This window comes from Amycolatopsis sp., assembly GCF_035276945.1.
Lineage (GTDB): Bacteria > Actinomycetota > Actinomycetes > Mycobacteriales > Pseudonocardiaceae > Amycolatopsis_E.
Genome location: NZ_DATELF010000011.1, coordinates 13,433 through 32,965, shown reverse-complemented (window position 1 = coordinate 32,965; position 19,533 = coordinate 13,433). Strand labels below are relative to the sequence as shown.

The window sequence follows — 19,533 nt, the reverse complement described above, 5'->3', positions numbered from 1 at the left end:
GGAACTCGCGTCTCTCAGACCGGCCACAGAGCGCGCCTCGGCCGTCAGGACGCCCTTGTCGGCGACGTGGCTCGCGCTCGTGGGCCGCGCCCTGTCGACACGATCCCGGTCACGCGCAAAACCGGCGGGAGCTTCTGCTATGAGAATCGGGCTGCTTCTCGGCGTGGTGGTCGCGGCGCTGACCGCCACCGTGGTGACCGCCAGCATGGTGGTCAAGGTGGTGACCGACCAGCAGGAGGCGCAGGCGCTGGGCGTGACGAATCTCGGCTGTGACGCGGCGATCGGGCCGAGTCAGCCGGGGCAGCTGGACATGGCATCGGTACAGGCCGGCAACCTGCGTGCCGAGCAGAAGCAGCTCGTGTCGCTGATCATCTCGATCGGCAAGCAGCGCAACCTTTCCCCGCGCGCGTGGCAGATCGCGATCCAGGCGGGGATGACCGAGTCCGGCCTGCGGAACCTGAACTACGGCGACCGGGATTCGCTGGGCATCTTCCAGATGCGGCCGTCCATGAACTGGGGCAGCGAGGCCCAGCTTCAGGACCCGGTCTACGAAATCAACAAGTTCTACGACGTCCTGCTCACCGTGCCCGGCTGGGACCAGATGCGGCCGGGGACCTCCGCGCAGGCGGTCGAACGTTCCGCGTTCCCCGACCGGTACCACAAGTGGGAGCCGATGGGCGCCTACCTGGTGGAGAACCTGGGCCAGGTGAGCGACGTGACCGGCTGCGGCCAGGGCGCCGGTCTCATGCTGCCGCCGAACCAGGCCGCGGCCGCGGCGATCCAGTTCGCCTTGTCGCAGCTTGGAAAACCGTACGTGTGGGGTGCGGAAGGACCGGACTCCTACGACTGTTCCGGCCTGATGCAGACCTCCTACAAGGCCGCGGGCATCATCCTCGACCGGGTGGCGGCGGACCAGTACAAGGACGGCGCGATGCTCCCGGTCCGCGACGCGCACGCGGGTGACCTGTTGTTCTGGGCCAATGATCCGGCCAACCCGGCCACCGTCCACCACGTGGCGATGTACCTTGGTGACGGGAAAATCGTGGAGGCCCAACAGACGGGGGTGCCGGTCCACGTGCGTGCCGTCTCCTTCACCGAACGGGAACTCGTGCCGCAGGCCGTGCGTCCAGGTGTCTGAAAGCTGAACCGACCTAGGGGCTGATTGTCAGTGGCCAAGAAATTCGGCAAGCGCCGCAAGTCCGAACCGAGGGATCTGTTCGGGGCGCCGCCACCACCCCGGCCGTCCGGCCCGCCGGCGTCGAGCACCCCGCTGGCCGACTATCTCGCGCACGGCTGGCCCGGCGTCGACGAGGGTTACGTCGTGCTTCCCCGGTCGCTTGCCGAAGCGATGCCGCTTCCATGGCAGCAGCAGTTCCTCTACCTGCTTTCCCAGTTCCACCAAGTACACCGCGGATTGTCGTGGCCGGTGTACCGGGTCGTGCCCTCGCGCTTCGAGAAGCTCGTCGACCTGGATGAGGACCAGCTCGCCGAGGCCGGCTACCTGGTGGAGATCGACGCGGACGGCGACATGGTCTACCGGGAACGCGGCGGCCGCAAGGTCGAGGACCCGCAGCACACGACGGTGCTCGTCTCCTGCCTCGACCCGATCCCACCGCGCGGCGCGGCCGGGGGGACGCCACCTTCCCAGGGCCTGCCCGAGCGGCCACGTGCCGTGCCGGTGAAGCTTCCCCCTGCCCCGGTCTGGCGATCGACGCCGACCACGCCCTCGCCGTCCGTCCCGCCCCTGCCCGAGCCGCCGCGGAAGCTCAAGCCCCGGCGAGAGCCGGTCGCGGCCGATCCGCTTCCGCGGGCGGAGCCGGCCCCGAGGCCCGAGCCGGCTCCTCCGGCCGACCCGATTTCGGCGAATTCCGAGCCGGTCGCCCAGGCCGAGCCGGTCGCCCAGGCCGAGCCGGTTGCTACGGCCGAGCCGGGTCAGACGGCCGCGGAACCCGCCGGCCGAGCCCAGCCCGCCGCCCCGGCCCCAGCACCCACCGGCATGCCCCCGGCTGCCGGCCAGTCGGCCGGACCCGCCGACCAGCAGCCCATGGCCTCCGGCCGGCCCGCCCCCGCGGTGCCCTCGCCCGGCTCTGATGCCGACACACCCCCTCGCGGCATTCCGCTGAGCGAACGCGGCTGGTTCGACGAACTCCCGGCCGAGGCGTCCGCCGACAAGCCTGCCGAGTTCGGCCCTACCGGGGAACCCACGGAAATTCCCTACCGTTACCGCTCGTCGTGACGCTGTTTCGTCGCGTGAGATGACAAAGACGCGGCACGAGTGCGAAGCTCGGAGTATGGCCGCGAAGAGCAAGGACCCGAATCCGGACCAGGGCTGGTACTACAACACGCGGACCCACCAGGTCGAACATCGTGAGCGGTCCCGCTCGATCGACCTGCTCGGTCCGTACCCGGACGAGGCGACCGCCCGGCGTGCACTGGAGATCGCGCGTGAACGGACCAAGCAGGCCGATGCCGAGGACGCCAAGTGGAGAGGCGACGACTGACCCGCCAGGCGGTGGGACCTCGCGGCGTCGAGTCCATAGTGGACAAATAGTGGACAAAAATGGTGGCGAGTGCGGCGAGGCTGTCCGGTCCCGCCGGCGCCGGCGATCCGCGGGCCGTCGCCGCGCAGGTAGTCTTTGATCAACGTCGAGTGGTCGCCGAGCCTTCGCGGCCTCTTCCTCGCTCGCGCCGCGCCCGGTCGCGAGCTGCGGCGAGATACACCCGAGTGGCCCAGCCTCGAACGGGGGATCAATTCTCCTCCGGGGAGTTAGGGTGCATAGGTGGCTCTCGTTGTCCGCACTCACTCGGCGGATGGTGACTTCTCTCGCCTTCGCGCCGAGTTCGAGCTGCCGGAGTCCTTCCGGACCGACGTGCTGGCCGAGGCCGAGTCCGCGGTGATGGACCCACCGGAACTCACCGGTGGCCGTGAGGACGCCACCGAGTTGCCGTTCGTCACCATCGATCCGCCGGGCGCGAAGGATCTCGACCAGGCGATGGTGATCCAGCGCAGGCGGGCGGGTTTCCGCGTGCACTACGCGATCGCGGACGTCGCCCAGTTCGTCCGGCCGGGTGGCCCGGTCGACCGCGAGGCGAGGCGGCGCGGCCAGACCCTCTACCTGCCCGACGGTAACGTGCCGCTGCATCCCCCGGTGTTGTCCGAGGACGCGGTCAGCCTGCTCCCCGGCGAGGTCCGCCCGGCGGTGCTGTGGACGATCGACCTCGACCCGGGTGGTGAGCCGACCGCGACGCGGGTTTGCCGGGCCTGGGTCCGTTCGACCGACCAGTTCGACTACGAAACGGTGCGGGCCGCGCTCAGGGCGGGCACGCCGCATCCGTCGTTCGCCGGGCTGCCGGAACTGGGTGCCCTGCGCCGGGAGTTGGCGGTGTCCCGCGGCGCGGTCGAGCTTCAGTTGCCCGAGCAGGTGATCGCGGGCGACACGGGGAACGGCTGGCAGCTGGGCATGCGGCCACGGAACGACGTCGAAGCGTGGAACGCGGAGATCTCCCTGCTCACCGGCATGGCCGCCGCTTCGATCATGATCGAAGCCGGGATCGGTGTGCTCCGGACCCTGCCCCATGCCGACGAGGAGTCCCTGAACTGGCTGCGTCGCTCGGCGGACGCGTTGGGCATCGTGTGGCCCGCCGACGCGAGCGTGTCCGAACTGCTCGCTGGGCTGAACCCGCGGCTACCGGAGTCGATGGCGCTGTACGCGTGCACCACGCGGCTGTTGCGCGGCGCGGGTTACACCGCCTTCGACGGGGAGTTGCCCGCGTCGATCACACATGCCGGAATCGGGGCACCCTACGCGCACGTCACCGCGCCGATTCGCCGGCTGGTGGACCGCTTCGCCGCCGAAGTCTGCCTCGCGGTGAGCGCGTCGGCCCCGGTCCCGGACTGGGTTCGCGCCGCCCTGCCCGAACTGCCCGTGCTGATGAACACGTCGGACACGCTGGCCGCCCGGGTCGACCGGGCCTGCATCGATCAGGTCGAGGCCTGGATGCTGGCCGGGCTGATCGGCGGCACGTTCGAGGCGGTGGTGCTGCGCGCTGAGGAGGCGCGGGCGGAGATTCTGGTAGAGAATCCGCCTGTGATGGGTAAGTGCACCGGAGCGAATCTGCCGGAGGGGGAGCGGATCACCGTCCGGCTGACCGCGGTCGACGTGCACCGGCGGAAGGTTTCCTTCGAGCGAGCCTGACAGACGGGACAAAGTGGAGACCGAAGGCTGGACCGGCCAGGAACGTGAGCTGGCGAAGCGGGTGCTCGACGGGCACCCGGTCGTGGTCAACGTCCGCAAGTCCGGACCGCACAGGAATCTGGTGCCCTGGCTGGTCGAACGCGACCTCATCACCTACGTGGGCCACGCGGGCACCCGCCATTCCTGGCCGGAATCCGACTTCGCCAACCCCTATGTGAAGGAGGCGAAGCAGGACCGGGAGGCGATGGTGCGGCACTATCGTGAATACCTGGAAGGGCGACCCGACCTGGTCGCCAGGCTGCGCGGCGGCGAGTTGAGTGGCCGCGCGCTCGGCTGCTGGTGCGCGCCACGGCCTTGCCACGCCGACGTCCTGCGCGAGTACCTCGAGGGTGAGCGATGACTCTGTTCGACGATCTCGGGGCGGATGTCCCGATCCGCGGTCTTCCGGGCCGGGTGGTGTCGTTGGTGCCGGCGCTGACCGAGACTGTCGAGACCACCACGCCCGGCAGGCTGGCGGGGGCGACGGACTACTGCGCTCATCCGTCCACCTTGGACGTCACGCGGGTGGGTGGGTCGAAGTACCCGAAGGTGGACCGGATCCTCGACCTGCGCCCGGACCTCGTGCTGGCCAATTCCGAGGAGAACCGCCCGGAGGACGTGGAACGGTTGCGGGCCAACGGGATTCCGGTGTGGGTGATGCGCGCGCCGGACACCGTGCCCCACGCGCTGGCCTCGCTCCGCCGGTTGCTGACGCAGGCTTTCGGGGCATACGAGCCGGACTGGCTCGTCGCGGCCGAGGAGAGGTGGCGGGAGGTGCCCGCGGTGCACAGCCGGGCCGTGGTGCCGGTCTGGCGCAAGCCGTGGGTGATCCTCGGCCGGGACACGTTCGGCGGAGACGTGCTCCGCAGGCTGGGTGTTCAGGTCGTGTACGGGGAGCATCCGGACCGGTATCCGCGACCGAAACTCGACGAACTCCGGTCGTGGTTCGCCGAAGGTCTGGCGGACCTGCTGGTGCTGCCCGACGAACCGTACGAGTTCACCGCCGGTGACGGGCCGGAGTCCTTTCCCGGTGTCCGTTATGTGCTCGTTTCCGGTCGTTACCTGACCTGGTACGGCCCCTCCCTGTTGGCGGCGCACCGCGAACTGTCCACCGCGTTGGGGGCCGGTGAGCGCTGAATTCCGGTCGGGTAGCGTCGTGCCGGAATGCTGTCCGCCTGCTTCCAGGAAGGTCCTCGATGTCCGCTGTGACCTATTTCGAGGCAATTGTCGTCGGCGCCTTGCAAGGTGTGTCGGAATTGTTCCCGGTGTCCAGCCTGGGGCACAGCATTCTGCTGCCGGCGTGGATCGGCGGTTCCTGGGCCGCCGACCTGAGCATGGGCGAAGGGTCCCCGTATCTGGCGGTGCTGGTGGCGATGCACGTGGCCACCGCGCTCGCGCTCGTCCTGTTCTTCTGGCGCGACTGGGTGCGGATCGTGCGTGGCCTGCTCACCTCCATCCGTGACCGCGAGGTGGTCGACCCCGACCAGCGTCTGGCCTGGCTGCTGGTGCTGGCCACGATCCCGGTCGGCATCGCCGGGGTGCTGCTGGACAAGGTGGTGCAGAACCATTTGGGCAAGCCGGTGCCCGCGGCGATCTTCCTGATGCTCAACGGTGCGGTGCTGTTCGCCGTGGAACGCTTCGGCCGCGTCGCGAAGCCGGTCGCCGGAAGACGGCCGACGCCATCCGAGACCACGATCGACTTCTCTGCCCAGCCCACCATGCCGATGCGCCCGGTCCGCCTCGAAGAGTCCTCCGACCTGAGGCTTTCCCGGCTGAAGGTCAAGGACGCGGTGTTGATCGGGGCGGCCCAGATCTTCGCGCTGCTGCCCGGGATCAGCCGGTCCGGCAGCACGATCGTTACCGGGTTGCGCCGTGGCCTGTCCCACGAGGACGCCGCGCGCTTCGCGTTCCTTCTCGCCACCCCGGTGATCCTGGCCGCGGGTGTGTTCAAGATGCCGTCGCTGCTCAAACCCGAGGCGCACGCTTCACTCGGTCCGGCGGTGGTCGGGAGCCTGGTCGCCTTTGTCGCGGCCTACCTGTCGGTGCGTTTCCTGGTCTCGTATTTCGAGACACGCACCCTTACCCCGTTCGCGATTTACTGCGGGGTCGCCGGCGCGGCGAGCCTGGTCTATTTCGTCGCATGAGTCCACTTTCCTGGGAAAGGGTGTTCACAGCCTGGGCGCCCGATTTCCCCACGCTGTTTTTCGTGCTGCTGTCAGGCCTTGGTTATCTTGTTTGTGCTCGCCGTGTTCCGGGCTGGTCGCGGCAGCGGACCGCCGCGTTCCTGGCGGGGCTGGCCACGATTCCACTGGTCACGTGCTCGTTCCTGGGTGTCTACGACACCACACTTTTCTGGCCGCGCGCGGTGCAGACCGTGACGCTGCTGATGATCACGCCGCTGCTGCTGGCGCTCGGTGCCCCGCTCACCCTGGTGCTGGCGATCTGTCCCGCCCGGCGGCTACGGGAAATCGGGCGTAACCGTCTGGCCCGGGCGCTGACCTTCCCACTCGTGGTCACCGTGCTGCTGATCGCGCCGCCTCTGCTGCTCTACCTGACCCCGCTCTACCAGTTGTGCCTGCGGAATTCCGCGGTGGACGCACTCGTCCGTCTCGGCCTGATCCTGTGCGGGTTCGTCTACTTCTGGACCCGGCTGCGGGTCGACCCTACTCCGCGCGGAGATCATCACCTCGTCTCGTTCAGCATCAGCTTCGCCGAGGTGGTCGCGGACGCGGCGCTCGGACTTGTGCTGTGGCTCGGCCCGCTGCGCGCGCCCGGCTTCTACCACGCGCTGGCCCGCACCTGGGGTCCCGATCCGCGGACCGACCAGATCATCGGCGCCGGCGTCCTCTGGATCGGCGGCGATCTGGCCGGCCTGCCGTTCGTCGGGGCGCTGCTGCGGCGCTGGTTGCGCGATGACGAACGGCAGGCCAAGCGAATCGACACGGAACTGGACAACCGGGAGCAATCCGCCGCGCCTTCAGGGCTGTGGTGGGAAAACGACCCGGTTCTCGCCGAACGGTTCAAGCGTGAACGAGACGCCTGAGTACCCGGCCGTGGCGCGTAGCGACAGGGCACCGCGGCGCTCTGCTTCTCCGTCGAGGGTGGCGGGAGACGGGTCAGTGGAAGGCGTGCTCCGGGGCGGGAAATTCGCCGCGGCGGACCTCGTCGGCGAACGCCGTGGCGGCACCGGAGAGCACCCCGGCGACATCGGCGTACCGCTTGACGAAGCGTGGCGCCTTGCCCCGGCGCAGCCCGGCCATGTCCTGCCAGACCAGAACCTGGGCATCGCAGTCCGGGCCCGCGCCGATGCCGACCGTGGGGATCTTCAGCTCGTGCGTGATCCGCTTCGCCACCTCGGCCGGAACCATCTCCATCACCACCGCGAACGCCCCGGCATCCTGCAGCGCGAGCGCGTCGGCGAGCAGTTCGTCACCAGCCTTGCCCCGGCCTTGGACCCGGTAGCCGCCCAGGTTGTGCTCGCTCTGGGGGGTGAACCCGATGTGCCCCATCACCGGGATCCCGGCCGAGGTGAGCGCCTCGACATGCGGGGCGAACCGGCGCCCGCCCTCGAGTTTCACGGCGTGCGCGCGGCCCTCCTTCATGAACCGTACCGAGGTGGTCAGGGCCTGCTCGGGCGACAGCTGGTACGAGCCGAACGGCAGGTCCGCGACGATCAGCGCCCGCTTCGCCGCGCGAGTCACCGCGCGCACGAGCGGCAGGAGCTCGTCCACGGTCACCGGCAACGACGTGTCGTAGCCGAATACGTTGTTCGCGGCGGAATCGCCGACCAGCAGCACCGGAATGCCCGCCTCGTCGAAGAGCTGGGCGGTGTACATGTCGTAGGCGGTGAGCATGGGCCAGGGCTCGCCGCGTTCCTTGAGTTCGCGAAGGTGATGGACGCGCACCTTCTTGACCGGCGCGCCGGCGCCGGTTCCGTACGGAGCCGGCTCGGAGTGGTTCGACATCGCTGTCAACCGTCCTTCCCTCGAGGCCCGAAAGGGTCCCCGGGTCGTGGATCTGGAGAAACCAGCGTGACACCATCGTCGGGACGGTCCCAAGCCGGTGCGATGAGCTTCACATGCCAGGCTTGGGTGCTTGCCCTCTTGCGGGGTTCGGGAGTTGCTCCCCCGGAAGGCGCGGGGTGGTGAAGATGAGTGAGAAGGCCGTCCCGGCCTGGCGGCGCAAGGCCGGCGGGCTGGTGGCCACGGTGGTGCAGCTCGGTGCGCTGATGTCGGTGGTCCTGCTCATCTGGGACGACCCGCACACCCGGTTCTACTCGGCGACCACCTGGCTGTTCAGCCTGGTGAACGTGCCCGCCGACGCGAACCTGCTGGTGGCGCTGGTGCTGGGCGTGCTCGGCGCCGCGCTGCGCCGCCGCAAGCGGGCCGCGCTGGACACGCTGATCCTGTTCCAGGCCGGCGGCCTGCTGACCACCGTGGCGTACGAGGTGACGCTGATCTGGGCGCCGCACCGGCTCCCGAAGCCCGAGGTCCGGCATGTGCCGCCGCTGCTCGGCGTGATCACCGGTATCGAGCTGACCACGATCGGGTTGATCGTCTTCCTGGTGATCCTCCGGCCCGCCTTCCCCGCGCGGCTCGCGCCGGGTGCCTGGTGGCGCGCGCTGATGGTCGGTGCCACCGGGATCTCGGTGGCGATCGTCGGTGGCTGGCTGCTGACCGAGATGTTTCCCGGCTCGCTGCGGGCCACCGCCGACCGGTTCCTGTGGGCGGCCAACCACGCGACCGGTGAGCTACTGCAACTGCGCCGCGTCGGGGTGCACGGCGAGGGCCCGCCCTGGGTCGACCTGACGATCGACCTCGCCGCCCTGCTGGCGGCCGTCGGGACCCTGTACGTGTTCTTCCGGGGTGTGCGGAGCCGCCGTCACCGCAGCGACGAGGAGGAGTTGCGGCTGCGGTCGTTGCTGGCCAAGTTCGGCGAGGACGACTCTCTCGGCTATTTCGCGACACGGCGGGACAAGAGCGTGGTGTTCGCACCGTCCGGCCGGGCCGCGGTGACCTACCGGGTGCTGGGCGGCACCAGCATCGCCAGCGCGGACCCGATCGGCGACCCGGAATTCTGGCCGCAGGCCGTGTCCGCGTGGCTCGCCGAGGCGCACACCTACGGCTGGACGCCGGGCGTGCTCGGGGCGAGCGAGCGTGGCGCCAGGGCCTACGCGCGGGCCGGGCTGAAGGTGTTGGAACTCGGTGACGAGGCCATCCTCGATGTCCGGGACTTCACGCTCGCGGGACCGGAGCGGCGGTCGGTGCGGCAGGCGGTGAGCCGGATCGAGCGAGCCGGGTACACCGCCCGGGTCCGGCGGCACGCGGAGATCTCACCGGAGGAGATGGGCGAGCTGCTCGGCATGGCGCAGCACTGGCGCGGCGCGGAGGCCGAACGCGGGTTTTCGATGGCCCTGTCGAGGCTCGGCGACCCGAGCGACGGCCGGTGCGTAGTGGTCGAAGCGTACGACGCGAAGGGCATGCTGCGCGGGTTGCTGTCGTTCGTGCCTTGGGGCCGGCGAGGACTGTCGCTGGATCTGATGCGCCGTGACCGTGACGCCGAGAACGGCCTCAACGAGTACATGATCGCCCAACTGGTCGAGCACGCGGGCCGGTTCGGCGCGCAGCGGATCTCGCTCAACTTCGCGATGTTCCGCGCGGTGTTCGCGGCCGGGGAGCGGATCGGCGCCGGTCCCGTGCTGCGCGCGTGGCGGACCGTGCTCGCCCTGTTCTCCCGGTTCTTCCAACTGGAATCGCTGTACCGGTCGAACGCGAAATACGGGCCGGAATGGGAGCCGCGGTTCCTGTGCTACACCTCGGCGCGAATGCTGCCCCGTATCGGGCTGACCGCGGGCGCGCTCGAAGGATTCCTGCCGAGCGGCTGGCGGTTCACGCGGCGGGCGATCTCCACGGACACGGTCAGCGAGGGGTTTCTGGCCAGGGTCAACGAGATCGACGAGCGGGCGAAGGGGGTTGAGCCGAAACCGGTGCGGCGCCCCGAGCAGGTCCGCGTCCGGATCGCGAAGCTCGACCGGTTGCGGAACGCCGGCATGGACCCGTACCCGGCCGGTTTCGGGCGGGACACCGTCCTCGCCGACGTGGTGCGAAAGTTCGGTGGGCTTACGCCCGACACGCACACCGGGCACGAGGTACGCGTGAGCGGGCGCGTGATCGCGATCCGCGATTTCGGTGGGCTGTGTTTCGCGCGGCTGCGTGACTTCACCGGTGAGCTGCAACTGATGCTGCACCGCGACCGGCTCGGTGCCTGGCGCAGCGGTGTGGATCTCGGCGACCACGTCGGCGTGCGGGGCCAGGTGATCACCTCGAAAAGCGGGGAGCTGTCCGTGCTCGTCGACGAGTGGACGGTCACCGCGAAGTGCCTGCATCCGTTGCCCGACAAGCGGAAGGGGCTGACCGACCCGGAGGCCCGGGTGCGTCAGCGGTACCTGGACCTGATCGTGCACCCGGACTCGGCGAACATGCTGCGGCTGCGCAGCAAGGTGGTCCGGGCGGTGCGGGAGCGCCTGCACGCACAAGAGTTCCTCGAGGTCGAAACGCCGATGCTGCAGGCGGTGCACGGCGGCGCGAACGCGCGCCCGTTCGTCACCCACATCAATGCCTACGACATGCGCATGTACCTGCGGATCGCGCCCGAGCTGTACCTGAAACGGCTGTGCGTGGCGGGGGTCGAGCGGGTCTTCGAGCTGAATCGCAACTTCCGCAATGAAGGCGTCGACGCCACCCACAACCCCGAGTTCACGATGCTCGAGGCATACCAGGCGTACGCGGATTACGACTCGATGCGGATTCTCGCTCGCGAACTGGTGCAATATGCGGCCGAAGCGGTCTACGGCGCGCAAGTGGTTCGGCGGGGTGGCGAGGAACACGACATTTCCGGCGAGTGGCCCGTGGTCACCGTGCACGACGCGGTGTCGGAAGCGCTCGGGGAACGCGTCGAACCGGGCAGCTCGCTTTGCCGCCTGCGGGAGCTGTGCCGGGCGGCCGGCATCCAGGCCGACGACGACGCCGGCCGCGGCGACCTGGTGCTCAAGGCGTTCGAGCACCTCGTCGAACCGGCGACCGTGCGCCCCACGTTCTACACCGACTACCCGAGCGACGTCTCCCCGCTGACCCGCCAGCACCGGCGCGATCCGCGGCTGGCGGAACGCTGGGACCTGATCGCGTTCGGCGCGGAGATAGGCACCGCCTACACCGAACTGACCGACCCGCTGGAGCAGCGGCGGCGGCTGGAGGCGCAGTCGCTCCGGGCGGCGAGCGGCGACGTCGAGGCGATGGAACTGGACGAGGACTTCCTGCTCGCCCTGGAGCACGGCATGCCCCCGACCGGTGGCCTCGGCCTCGGCATCGACCGGCTGCTGATGATGCTCACCGGCGCGTCCATCCGGCAGACCGTCCTCTTCCCCTTCGCCAAACCCCGCCCCTGACCGCGGCGCGTGTTCCCCGTTCCTATCCTCACTGTCCTATCCTCACTGTCCTATCCTCACTGTCCTACGTTCCGGTGTGGCCTCGCAGGGAGGCCGGACTCGTAGGCGAGCACGACGAGTTGCGCGCGGTCGGAGCGTCCACTTTGGTCATCGTCCGGCTGATGTGGGTCTTCACGGTCAACGGGCTGGAGGAAGAGCCGCCCGGCGATCTCGTCGTTCGACAGACCGGTGCCGGCCGGCGTCAGCACCTCCCGCTCCCGCTCAATGAGCCGGGTCAGCAGATCCGGCCGGGCCGCGCCCTGTCGCGGTCGGCCCGCGATGTCCGCGATCAGCCGCCGCGCGGCGCTCGATGAGAGCAGCGCGTCGCCGCGGGCGACGATGCGGACCGCCTGCACGCGTTCGGCCGGTTCGGTGTCCTTGACCAGGAATCCGCTCGCTCCGGCCTGAAGCGCCTGGTACACGTAGTCGGCGTCGAACGTGGTCAGGATCGGGAGACCCCGGCCAGGTCCTGACAGACCTTTCGTGATGGCGTGCACCTGGGTCTTCTGGGTGCGCAACCCCCAGACCCCTTGGTGCACGCCATCACGTCACGAGAGCCGGTAGCCGACGCCTCGCAACGTCTCGATCGTGTGCGTGCCGAAGGGGGCGTCGATTTTCCTTCGCAGGTAACCGATGTAGACCTCGACGACGTTCTCGTCGCCTTCGTAGTGCGCGTCCCATACGTGGGTCAGGATCTCGTTCTTGGTGAGGGCCTCGCCACGGCGCCGCAGCAGGAACTCCAGCAAGCCGAACTCCCTGGCCGTCAAGTCGATCCCGGTTTGTCTTCTGTGGACTGTCCGGGCGGCGGGGTCGAGCCGGAGGTCGCCGGCGGTCAGCACGGCGGGCCGGGCGGGGGCGCCACGGCGCAGCAGGGCCCGCAGCCGGGCGAGCAGGACCACGTACGAGAACGGCTTGGTGAGGTAGTCGTCGGCACCGAGGTCGAACGCGTCCGCCTCGTCGTACTCGCCGTCCTTCGCGGTCAGCATGAGCACCGGCGTCCACCGTTCGGTCGCGCGCAGCCGTTTCAACACCTCGTAGCCGGACATCTCGGGCAGCATGATGTCGAGCACGATCACGTCGTAGGACCCCTCGGTCGCCGCCCACAGCCCCTCCGGGCCGGTATGCGCGACGTCGACGCTGAACCCCTCGGCGATCAGGCCTCGCCGCAGGGTCTCCGCGAACGGCCGTTCGTCTTCGACCACGAGCACACGCATACGCCTAGGATCCCAAGCTCGCGTTACGCCTCGTCGATGGGCAGCTCGAGCCGGAAATGCGCGCCCGGGAAACGGGCGTCGGAGAGTTCGACGCAACTGGCCCGGCCCCCGTGCCGCAGCGCGATCCCCGCGACGATCGCCAGGCCGAGGCCGACCGCGCCCCCGACGCGCCGTGTGCGTGCGTCGTCGAGCCGGACGAAACGTTCGAAGATCCGCGCCCGGTCGGCCAACGGCACGCCCGGCCCGTCGTCGCCGACCTCCAGCACGGCCGTGGAGCCGACCGTCCGGGTCGTCACCCTGACCCGGTGCCGCGCGTAGTCGCCGGCGTTGTCCACCAGGTTCCGGATCGCCCGCCGCAACTGCTCGGGATTGCCCCGCACCTTCGCGGGCAGCGCGCGGATCTCCACCTCGAGGTCCGCCGAGCGGATCCGTCCACCCTCGGCCCGCGCCAGGTCGTCGAGGTCGACCTCCTTCCATGCGGGCGTGTCCGTGGTGTCGTCGGTGCGCGCCAGCACCAGCAGGTCGTCGACCAGCTCCCGCAGCCGGGCGACCTCCTGCGAGACGATGTCCACCAGCTCGTCGCGGCTCATCGTCTCCGGATGGTGTGCCGAAACCTCCAGCGCCGTGGTGATGGTGGACAGCGGCGAACGCAACTCGTGGCTGGCGTCCGAGACGAACCGCCGTTGCGCCTCCTGCGCCGACGCGAGCCGGTCCAGCATCCGGTTGAGCGTCGTGGCGAGCCGGTACACCTCGTCCTTCGCGGACGGCAACGGCACCCGCAACGTCACGTCGCGGGCGGGGATCTCGGCCACGGTCCGCCGCATCCGCTCCACCGGGCGCAACGCCGAACCGACGGCGCGATGCACGGCGAGCGCCGCTATCACCAGCAGGGGCAGGGAGGCGAGCGCGAGCAGCAGGGTGAGCCTGATCGACGCGGCGTCCACCGAGCTGAGGGAACGCGCGGAGACCACGCTGTACGGACCCCCGGGACCGCCGACACCGATCGACACCAGCCGGAAGGTCTCCTCGGTTCCGCTGACCGTGAGCCCGGTCGTCTCCACGGCCTCCGTGCCGGGCGAAGGCCGTGCCGTGGTGATCGCGGCGCGGCCGGCGATCACCGGGTCGCTCGCGATCGGCCTGCCGTGCGAGTCCAGCACCTGGATGACCGCCGCGGTGTCCCCGGTACTGGCCACGTCGTTGTCGGTGAGCTCCCGGCTGCCCTCCCGCGCGAGCTGGTTGGCGATCTGCCGGGCGGAACTGCGCGCGCTGTCCGTCGTTGCCCGGTCCAGCGACCAGCTCAGCAGCAGGACCACGCCGATCTCCGAGACCGCCAGCGCCAGCGCCAGCACCACCACCGCGACGGCCGTGGTCCGCATCCGGATGCCCGCCCGGGGCGACGTCAGCTGCCCGACCAGGCGGGGGCGTATCCGCACCAGGTACGGCGCGGTCTTCGGCCGCTCGTTCACACTCGTCATCGTGCCCGACGACGTGCCAATCGCTCCTGCCGCAGTTGCTCGACCTCGGGGATGTCCAGCGGGGGCAGGGGCAGCCCGACCACCCAGCCCAGGACCAGATCGGCCAGTTCCGGATTCCGCGCGAGCGCCGGCCCGTGCAGGTAGGTCGCCAGGACCCGGCCGCTCACCGCACCCTCGGTCCCCTCACCGTTCCCGGTGCCCCGCACCACCTGCCCGAGTGGCAGGCTGTCCGGCCCGACGGTGGTGATGCCGAGATGATTTTCGAAGCCGGTCAACGGTTCGGTACCGAACCGGGGATCCGGCTGGACCACGACCTCGCCGACCGAGCGCCGCTCGCCAGGACTGGTGCTCACGTCGAGCAGCCCGAGACCCGGGTGCGTCACGCCATCGGACGTGGTGAAGGCGCGGCCCAGCACCTGAAGGCCCGCGCACACCCCGAAGACGACCGCACCACGCTCGACGCCCCGCTGCATACCGGGGTCCTTGCTCAGATGGTCGGCCGCGAGCGCTTGGGCGTCGTCCTCGCCGCCGCCGAGCACGTACAGGTCGAGTGACGACGGGGTCACGTCACCGAGCCGCACCGGCAGGACCTCCGCCTCGATACCCCGCCATTCGAGCCGCTTGCGCAGCACCGTGGCGTTTCCCGAATCCCCGTACGTGCCCAGCACGTCGGGCAGGATCAGGCCGATTCGGACGCTGGATTCAGCCGACATCGGCCAGCCTGGTGTTGACCTCGCGAAACGCCGTGTAGTTAGCGATGAGTTCGACCGGCCCCGAGCCCAGCGAAGCCACGGCCCGCAACGGGTCGGGCTGCGCGCTCGCGTCCACTTCGGCGTACCGCAGCCGCACGGCGAGATCGGCGGCGCGTTCCCCGGTCGCGATCACCCGGCGCCCCCGCAATCGTTCGAACGGCACATCCCACAGCCAGGACAGGTCACGACCGTCGGCCTCTCTGGCGTTCACCGCGATGACCACCGGCTGGTCGGGCTCGAGCAGCGGCAGGGTTTCGCACCACCCTGCCGGGTTCTTGGCCAGCAGCACCCGCACGGCGTGCCCCGCGTAGGGAACTCGCTGGTAGCGCCCGGCGACGGCGGTGATCGACCGCACCCGCTGCACCGCCACGCTCAGGGGAACACCGACGCAGGTCGCCGCCGCCAGCGCGAGCGCCGCGTTGGCCGCGTTCACCCGGCCCGGCAGGTTCAGCTCCAGCCGCTCGGGCGGGTTGTCCGGGCCGATCAGGTCGTCCTCGTCGAGCACCCATTCCGGTCGCGGCCGGACCAGTCCGCAGACGCAGTCCCACTCCATCTTGTCCTGCGGATGGTGCCGGACCGCGCGACCGCAGCGAGGGCAGGCGATGGAGTCGTCCCGCCAGGTCTGTCCCGTACTCACCCACAAGGGGTGGTTACCCGCTCCGGCGGCGGAGGCAACCAGAACGTCGTCGCAGTTCGCCACGACCACCGTGTCGGCGAGCCTGGCGATGGCCGCGCGCAGCTCACGCTCGGTCTTGCGGACCTCGCCGACCCGGTCCAGCTGGTCCCGGCTGAGGTTGAGCAAAACGATGGCCGCGGGGTCGACCCGCTCGGCCACCCACGGCAGGTAGGTTTCGTCGACTTCGAGTACCGCGAAGGGAGCGTCGGGGTTCGCGGCGAGCGCGGCGAGCACCCCGTCGGGCATGTTCGCGCCGTCGCTGTTGGACGTGACGGGCGCGAGCGCCTCGACCGCCCGCCTGAGCATCAACGTGGTCGTCGTCTTCCCGTTCGTACCGGTCACCAGCAGGACAATGCGGCCACGGGCGAGTCGCTGCAACGCATGGGGGTCGAGCTTGAGCGCGATCCTCCCACCGATCATCCCCCCGCTTCCGCGACCGGTCCGGCGGGACACGGCCGCGGCGGTGCGGGCCGCCGCGATCGCGAACCGGGTTCGCAGCGGCAGGTCACTCGTCACCAGCATGGCGTATACCCTGCGTCGCGAACGCTGTGAGGACCCTGAGAATGTGACCTCCCCAGGGAGGCAACGCCGACCTCCGATGGACGTCCTTACGCCGAAAGTAGGACTTTCCGGCCGGAAAGATCGATCCTGAGGCAGTCCCGCCCGTTGCCGCTCCGGCCTACCTTCGCCACCATGATCGAAGCACAGGCACTGACCAAGAGATACGGGGAAAAGACAGCCGTCGACGACCTGACCTTCACCGTGCGGCCCGGCGTGGTCACCGGCTTCCTGGGGCCGAACGGGGCGGGCAAGTCCACCACCATCCGGATGATCATGGGCCTGGACGCGCCCACCTCCGGTCGGGTGACGGTGAACGGCAAGCACTACGCGGAGCACGCGGCTCCGTTGCGGGAAGTCGGCGCGCTGCTCGAAGCACGCGCCGTCCACACGGGACGCTCGGCCTACCACCACCTGCTCGCGCTCGCGCTGACGCACGGCATCGGAAAGCGGCGGGTCCAGGAGGTGATCGACCTCGTCGGGTTGCGGGGGGTCGCGCACAAGCGGGCGGGCGGGTTCTCGCTCGGAATGGGACAGCGGCTCGGCATCGCGGCCGCGCTGCTCGGCGACCCGGCCACGCTGGTGCTGGACGAGCCGGTCAACGGTCTCGACCCGCAGGGCATCCGGTGGATTCGCACCCTGCTCAGGGGTTTGGCCGCGGAGGGCAGGACGGTGTTCGTGTCCTCGCACCTGATGAGTGAGATGGCGTTGACCGCGGAACACCTCATCGTCGTCGGCCGAGGCCGGTTGATCGCTGATACCTCGATGCGCGAATTCACCGAATCGGCATCCCGCAACACCGTCCGGGTGCGCAGCCCGCGTGCCGCGGCGCTGCGCGATCTGCTGGCCGGTCCGGACGTCACCGTCACCAGCATGGCGGACGGCGTGCTGGAGGTGGCCGGGCTGAGCAGCACCGAAATCGGGATGATCGCCTGCCGCCGCCAGCTGCCGCTCGAGGAGCTGACCCCGGTCAAGGCGTCACTGGAACAGGCGTTCATGGAGCTCACCGAGGAAGAGGTCGAGTTCCAGGGCGGAAGGCGGGCATCATGAGCACGCTCATCGCGACCGAAGAACCGCGGGTTTCGCTCCCGCCGGGGGTCAAGGTCACCCAGTTCCGGCTCATCGCCTCGGAGTGGGTCAAGCTCCGCTCACTGCGCTCCACCTACCTGGCCTTCACCGCGACCGTGGTCGCCATGGTCGGCCTCGGCACGCTGTTCTCGGCGCTGACGGCCAGCCGGTGGGCGACGCTGGATCCCGAGCGGAAGGCCGGTTTCGATCCGACCGACGTCAGCCTCCGTGGCGCCTTCCTCGCCCAGTTGATCATCGGGGTGCTCGGGGTGCTCGTCGTGTCGGGGGAGTACGGCACCGGGATGATCCGGTCCAGCTTCTCCGCGGCACCCAAACGCCTGCCAGTGCTGTGGGCGAAGCTCGTGGTGTTCGGTGCCGCGTCGCTCGTCGTCTGCACGGTGAGCGCGTTCGTAGCGTTCTTCGCCGGTCAGTGGATGCTCAGTTCGGAGCACATCGACACCACGCTGTCCGCGCCCGGGGTGTTCCGCGCCGTCCTCGGCACCGGCCTCTACCTCACCGTGGTCGGGCTCATCGGCGTGGCGCTGGGCTGGATCATCCGGCACACCGCGGGCGCGATCGGGACGCTGTTCGGGATCCTGCTGATCCTGCCGGTGCTGCTGAGCGCGCTGCCGGACAGCTGGGGCAGGCACATCAACCCGTACGTGCCGAGCAACGCCGGCCAGGAGGTGATGACGGTCCATCCCGAACCCGGCATGCTCGCGCCATGGACCGGCTTTGCCGTGTTCTGCGCCTATCTGATCGCCGCGATCGTGGTCGCCGCCGTGCTGTTGCGGCACCGAGACGCTTGAACAGGGAATGATGAACTCATGACCGAGGGCGTCGCGAGCAGGCGGTTGGCGGGCCTGAACCGCCTCCGCGCCTGGTCGCGGCGCCATACCCTGGTCGTCGACGCGGCGCTGACCGTGCTCGTCCTCCTGCTCACCGGGGTTCGCCTCGGTCCCGACCAGCGGTGGCCGATCAACGCGGTGCTCGGCATCCTGCTGGTGGTGCCGCTCGCCCTGCGCCGCCGCTGTCCGCTCGGGGTCTTCGGATGTGTGGCCGCGATCGCCTTCGCCCAGTGGCTGACCGGGCGTCCCGTCCTCGGCGACCTCGCGCTGCTCGTCGGGTTGTACACCGTCGCCGCGTACTGCGGCCGTACCCGCGCACTGATCGCACTGGGCGTGCTCGAACTGGGTGTCGTCCTCGCGGTGATCCGTTGGTCGGGGACCGAGCACTGGCTCCAGGGTTTCGTGTTCCTGTCCGGCATGGCCACGGCGGCGTTCGTGCTCGGCCGGAACGTGCGGACGCGGCGGGCGTACCTTGCCTCGCTCGAGGACCGTGCCCGCCGTGCCGAGCACGAACGTGACCAGCAGGCCCAGCTTGCCGCGGCGGCCGAACGGGCCAGGATCGCCCGGGAAATGCACGACATCGTGGCCCACAACCTGTCGGTGATGATCGCGTTGGCCGACGGTGCCGCGTTCGCCGCGCGCGGTAATCCGGACGACGCCGAGGCCGCCGCGCGCCAGGTTTCGGCCACCGGGCGGCAGGCGCTCACCGAGATGCACCGGCTGCTGGGTGTGCTGCGGGGGAGCGACCAGGAAGCGATGCGGGTCCCGCAACCGGGGATAGAGCAGCTCGACGAGCTGGTGGCGCAGGTGCGCGGGGCGGGCCTGCCGACGTCGCTGACGGTCGTGGGCGAGCCGTTCGGTTTGCCGCCCACCGCACAGCTGGCCATCTACCGGTTGGTCCAGGAAGCGCTGACCAACGTGCTCAAGCACGCTGATTCACCGAGTGAGGCAAAGGTGACCCTGCGATATCGCGATCCCGTCGTCGAGATCGAGGTGGCCGATGACGGGCGCCCGGGCCCGTCATCGGCGCACGTGGCCGGGCACGGGCTGGGAGGCATGGCCGAGCGGGCCGCGATGTTCGACGGCGAGGTCTCGGCCGGCCCACGTTCCGGGGGTGGCTGGCGGGTGCTGGCCCGGCTGGCCGGCGGGCAGACGGTCGGGGAGGGCGCGGCATGAGCTCGAGTCGCGGCCGTCAAGATGCCCACAGGGCGCGCGCGAAGTCGC

The 19,533-nt window shown here is 69.9% G+C and carries 17 protein-coding genes and 1 pseudogene; 12 read left to right on the top strand and 6 right to left on the bottom strand.

Annotation, left to right across the window (positions count from 1 at the left end; all coding sequences use genetic code 11):
• The first annotated feature begins 139 nt into the window (after window positions 1–139).
• The 8 genes from VJT49_RS01390 to VJT49_RS01355 all read left to right on the top strand — a co-directional run bounded on the left by VJT49_RS01390 (window position 140) and on the right by VJT49_RS01355 (window position 7,278).
• Complete coding sequence (locus tag VJT49_RS01390; protein ID WP_324162290.1) at window positions 140–1,138, top strand: C40 family peptidase; 999 nt, start codon at window positions 140–142, stop codon at window positions 1,136–1,138.
• Window positions 1,139–1,168: 30 nt separating this feature from the next.
• The gene (locus VJT49_RS01385; RefSeq protein WP_324162288.1) at window positions 1,169–2,236 is read left to right on the top strand and encodes a hypothetical protein; all 1,068 of its coding nucleotides are present in this window, start codon (window positions 1,169–1,171) and stop codon (window positions 2,234–2,236) included.
• Window positions 2,237–2,291: 55 nt separating this feature from the next.
• Window positions 2,292–2,501: a hypothetical protein gene (locus VJT49_RS01380; protein ID WP_324162286.1), complete on the top strand. Its 210-nt coding sequence runs from the start codon at window positions 2,292–2,294 to the stop codon at window positions 2,499–2,501.
• A 279-nt stretch (window positions 2,502–2,780) separates the two neighbouring features.
• Window positions 2,781–4,196: an RNB domain-containing ribonuclease gene (locus VJT49_RS01375; protein WP_324162285.1), complete on the top strand. Its 1,416-nt coding sequence runs from the start codon at window positions 2,781–2,783 to the stop codon at window positions 4,194–4,196.
• 13 nt (window positions 4,197–4,209) lie between these two features.
• Window positions 4,210–4,596, top strand: a complete 387-nt coding sequence (locus VJT49_RS01370; RefSeq protein WP_324162283.1) for a DUF4326 domain-containing protein — start codon at window positions 4,210–4,212, stop codon at window positions 4,594–4,596.
• The gene (locus VJT49_RS01365; RefSeq protein ID WP_324162282.1) at window positions 4,593–5,372 is read left to right on the top strand and encodes a helical backbone metal receptor; all 780 of its coding nucleotides are present in this window, start codon (window positions 4,593–4,595) and stop codon (window positions 5,370–5,372) included. Before VJT49_RS01370 ends, VJT49_RS01365 begins: the two co-directional genes overlap by 4 nt.
• A gap of 59 nt (window positions 5,373–5,431) precedes the next feature.
• Window positions 5,432–6,379, top strand: coding sequence for an undecaprenyl-diphosphate phosphatase (locus VJT49_RS01360; RefSeq protein WP_324162280.1), 948 nt, complete (start codon window positions 5,432–5,434; stop codon window positions 6,377–6,379).
• Window positions 6,376–7,278, top strand: coding sequence for a cytochrome c oxidase assembly protein (locus VJT49_RS01355; RefSeq protein ID WP_414635774.1), 903 nt, complete (start codon window positions 6,376–6,378; stop codon window positions 7,276–7,278). Before VJT49_RS01360 ends, VJT49_RS01355 begins: the two co-directional genes overlap by 4 nt.
• A 73-nt stretch (window positions 7,279–7,351) precedes the next feature.
• Here the strand turns inward: VJT49_RS01355 and panB are convergent, their stop codons facing one another.
• Window positions 7,352–8,200 carry a 3-methyl-2-oxobutanoate hydroxymethyltransferase gene (panB, locus tag VJT49_RS01350; protein WP_324162276.1) on the bottom strand — a complete coding sequence of 283 codons (849 nt, stop codon included), beginning with the start codon at window positions 8,198–8,200 and terminating at the stop codon, window positions 7,352–7,354.
• 185 nt (window positions 8,201–8,385) lie between these two features.
• On the opposite strand from panB, the gene lysX reads away from it, so the two are divergent.
• Window positions 8,386–11,679: a bifunctional lysylphosphatidylglycerol synthetase/lysine--tRNA ligase LysX gene (lysX, locus tag VJT49_RS01345; protein WP_324162274.1), complete on the top strand. Its 3,294-nt coding sequence runs from the start codon at window positions 8,386–8,388 to the stop codon at window positions 11,677–11,679.
• 56 nt (window positions 11,680–11,735) lie between these two features.
• On the opposite strand, the pseudogene VJT49_RS01340 reads toward lysX, so the two are convergent.
• From VJT49_RS01340 to VJT49_RS01320, 5 genes and pseudogenes are all read right to left on the bottom strand, one after another.
• A pseudogene (locus VJT49_RS01340) lies at window positions 11,736–12,167 on the bottom strand (DNA-binding response regulator); the annotation flags it as partial.
• A gap of 99 nt (window positions 12,168–12,266) precedes the next feature.
• On the bottom strand, window positions 12,267–12,932 hold the full coding sequence (locus VJT49_RS01335; protein WP_324162272.1) for a response regulator transcription factor: 666 nt from the start codon (window positions 12,930–12,932) through the stop codon (window positions 12,267–12,269).
• Between the two features lie 23 nt (window positions 12,933–12,955).
• Complete coding sequence (locus VJT49_RS01330; protein WP_324162270.1) at window positions 12,956–14,398, bottom strand: HAMP domain-containing sensor histidine kinase; 1,443 nt, start codon at window positions 14,396–14,398, stop codon at window positions 12,956–12,958.
• A 5-nt stretch (window positions 14,399–14,403) separates the two neighbouring features.
• Window positions 14,404–15,120 (bottom strand): glutamine amidotransferase, encoded by a 717-nt coding sequence (locus VJT49_RS01325; RefSeq protein WP_324162269.1) that lies wholly within the window; start codon window positions 15,118–15,120, stop codon window positions 14,404–14,406.
• Window positions 15,110–16,357: a DUF1727 domain-containing protein gene (locus VJT49_RS01320; protein WP_324162267.1), complete on the bottom strand. Its 1,248-nt coding sequence runs from the start codon at window positions 16,355–16,357 to the stop codon at window positions 15,110–15,112. The genes VJT49_RS01325 and VJT49_RS01320 overlap by 11 nt, the downstream gene beginning before the upstream one ends.
• 171 nt (window positions 16,358–16,528) lie before the next feature.
• Between VJT49_RS01320 and VJT49_RS01315 the strand changes: the two genes are divergently transcribed.
• Genes VJT49_RS01315 through VJT49_RS01305 form a run of 3 tightly spaced genes read left to right on the top strand, consistent with a single transcriptional unit; the run spans window position 16,529 to window position 19,485 of the window.
• Window positions 16,529–17,443, top strand: coding sequence for an ABC transporter ATP-binding protein (locus VJT49_RS01315; protein ID WP_324162266.1), 915 nt, complete (start codon window positions 16,529–16,531; stop codon window positions 17,441–17,443).
• Window positions 17,440–18,270 carry an ABC transporter permease gene (locus tag VJT49_RS01310; RefSeq protein WP_324162264.1) on the top strand — a complete coding sequence of 277 codons (831 nt, stop codon included), beginning with the start codon at window positions 17,440–17,442 and terminating at the stop codon, window positions 18,268–18,270. Before VJT49_RS01315 ends, VJT49_RS01310 begins: the two co-directional genes overlap by 4 nt.
• Before the next feature lie 18 nt (window positions 18,271–18,288).
• The gene (locus VJT49_RS01305) at window positions 18,289–19,485 is read left to right on the top strand and encodes a sensor histidine kinase (protein WP_324162261.1); all 1,197 of its coding nucleotides are present in this window, start codon (window positions 18,289–18,291) and stop codon (window positions 19,483–19,485) included.
• Window positions 19,486–19,533 lie beyond the last annotated feature (48 nt).

What these genes read in the sequence shown, in the direction of transcription:
- VJT49_RS01310 (WP_324162264.1), top strand. Translation starts at nt 17,440, where the DNA reads ATGAGCACGCTCATCGCGACCGAAGAACCGCGGGTTTCGCTCCCGCCG.
- VJT49_RS01325 (WP_324162269.1), bottom strand. Translation starts at nt 15,120, where the DNA reads ATGTCGGCTGAATCCAGCGTCCGAATCGGCCTGATCCTGCCCGACGTG.
- panB (WP_324162276.1), bottom strand. Translation starts at nt 8,200, where the DNA reads ATGTCGAACCACTCCGAGCCGGCTCCGTACGGAACCGGCGCCGGCGCG.
- VJT49_RS01360 (WP_324162280.1), top strand. Translation starts at nt 5,432, where the DNA reads ATGTCCGCTGTGACCTATTTCGAGGCAATTGTCGTCGGCGCCTTGCAA.
- VJT49_RS01320 (WP_324162267.1), bottom strand. Translation starts at nt 16,357, where the DNA reads ATGCTGGTGACGAGTGACCTGCCGCTGCGAACCCGGTTCGCGATCGCG.
- VJT49_RS01315 (WP_324162266.1), top strand. Translation starts at nt 16,529, where the DNA reads ATGATCGAAGCACAGGCACTGACCAAGAGATACGGGGAAAAGACAGCC.
- VJT49_RS01335 (WP_324162272.1), bottom strand. Translation starts at nt 12,932, where the DNA reads ATGCGTGTGCTCGTGGTCGAAGACGAACGGCCGTTCGCGGAGACCCTG.
- VJT49_RS01355 (WP_414635774.1), top strand. Translation starts at nt 6,376, where the DNA reads ATGAGTCCACTTTCCTGGGAAAGGGTGTTCACAGCCTGGGCGCCCGAT.
- VJT49_RS01380 (WP_324162286.1), top strand. Translation starts at nt 2,292, where the DNA reads ATGGCCGCGAAGAGCAAGGACCCGAATCCGGACCAGGGCTGGTACTAC.
- VJT49_RS01390 (WP_324162290.1), top strand. Translation starts at nt 140, where the DNA reads ATGAGAATCGGGCTGCTTCTCGGCGTGGTGGTCGCGGCGCTGACCGCC.
- VJT49_RS01365 (WP_324162282.1), top strand. Translation starts at nt 4,593, where the DNA reads ATGACTCTGTTCGACGATCTCGGGGCGGATGTCCCGATCCGCGGTCTT.
- lysX (WP_324162274.1), top strand. Translation starts at nt 8,386, where the DNA reads ATGAGTGAGAAGGCCGTCCCGGCCTGGCGGCGCAAGGCCGGCGGGCTG.
- VJT49_RS01305 (WP_324162261.1), top strand. Translation starts at nt 18,289, where the DNA reads ATGACCGAGGGCGTCGCGAGCAGGCGGTTGGCGGGCCTGAACCGCCTC.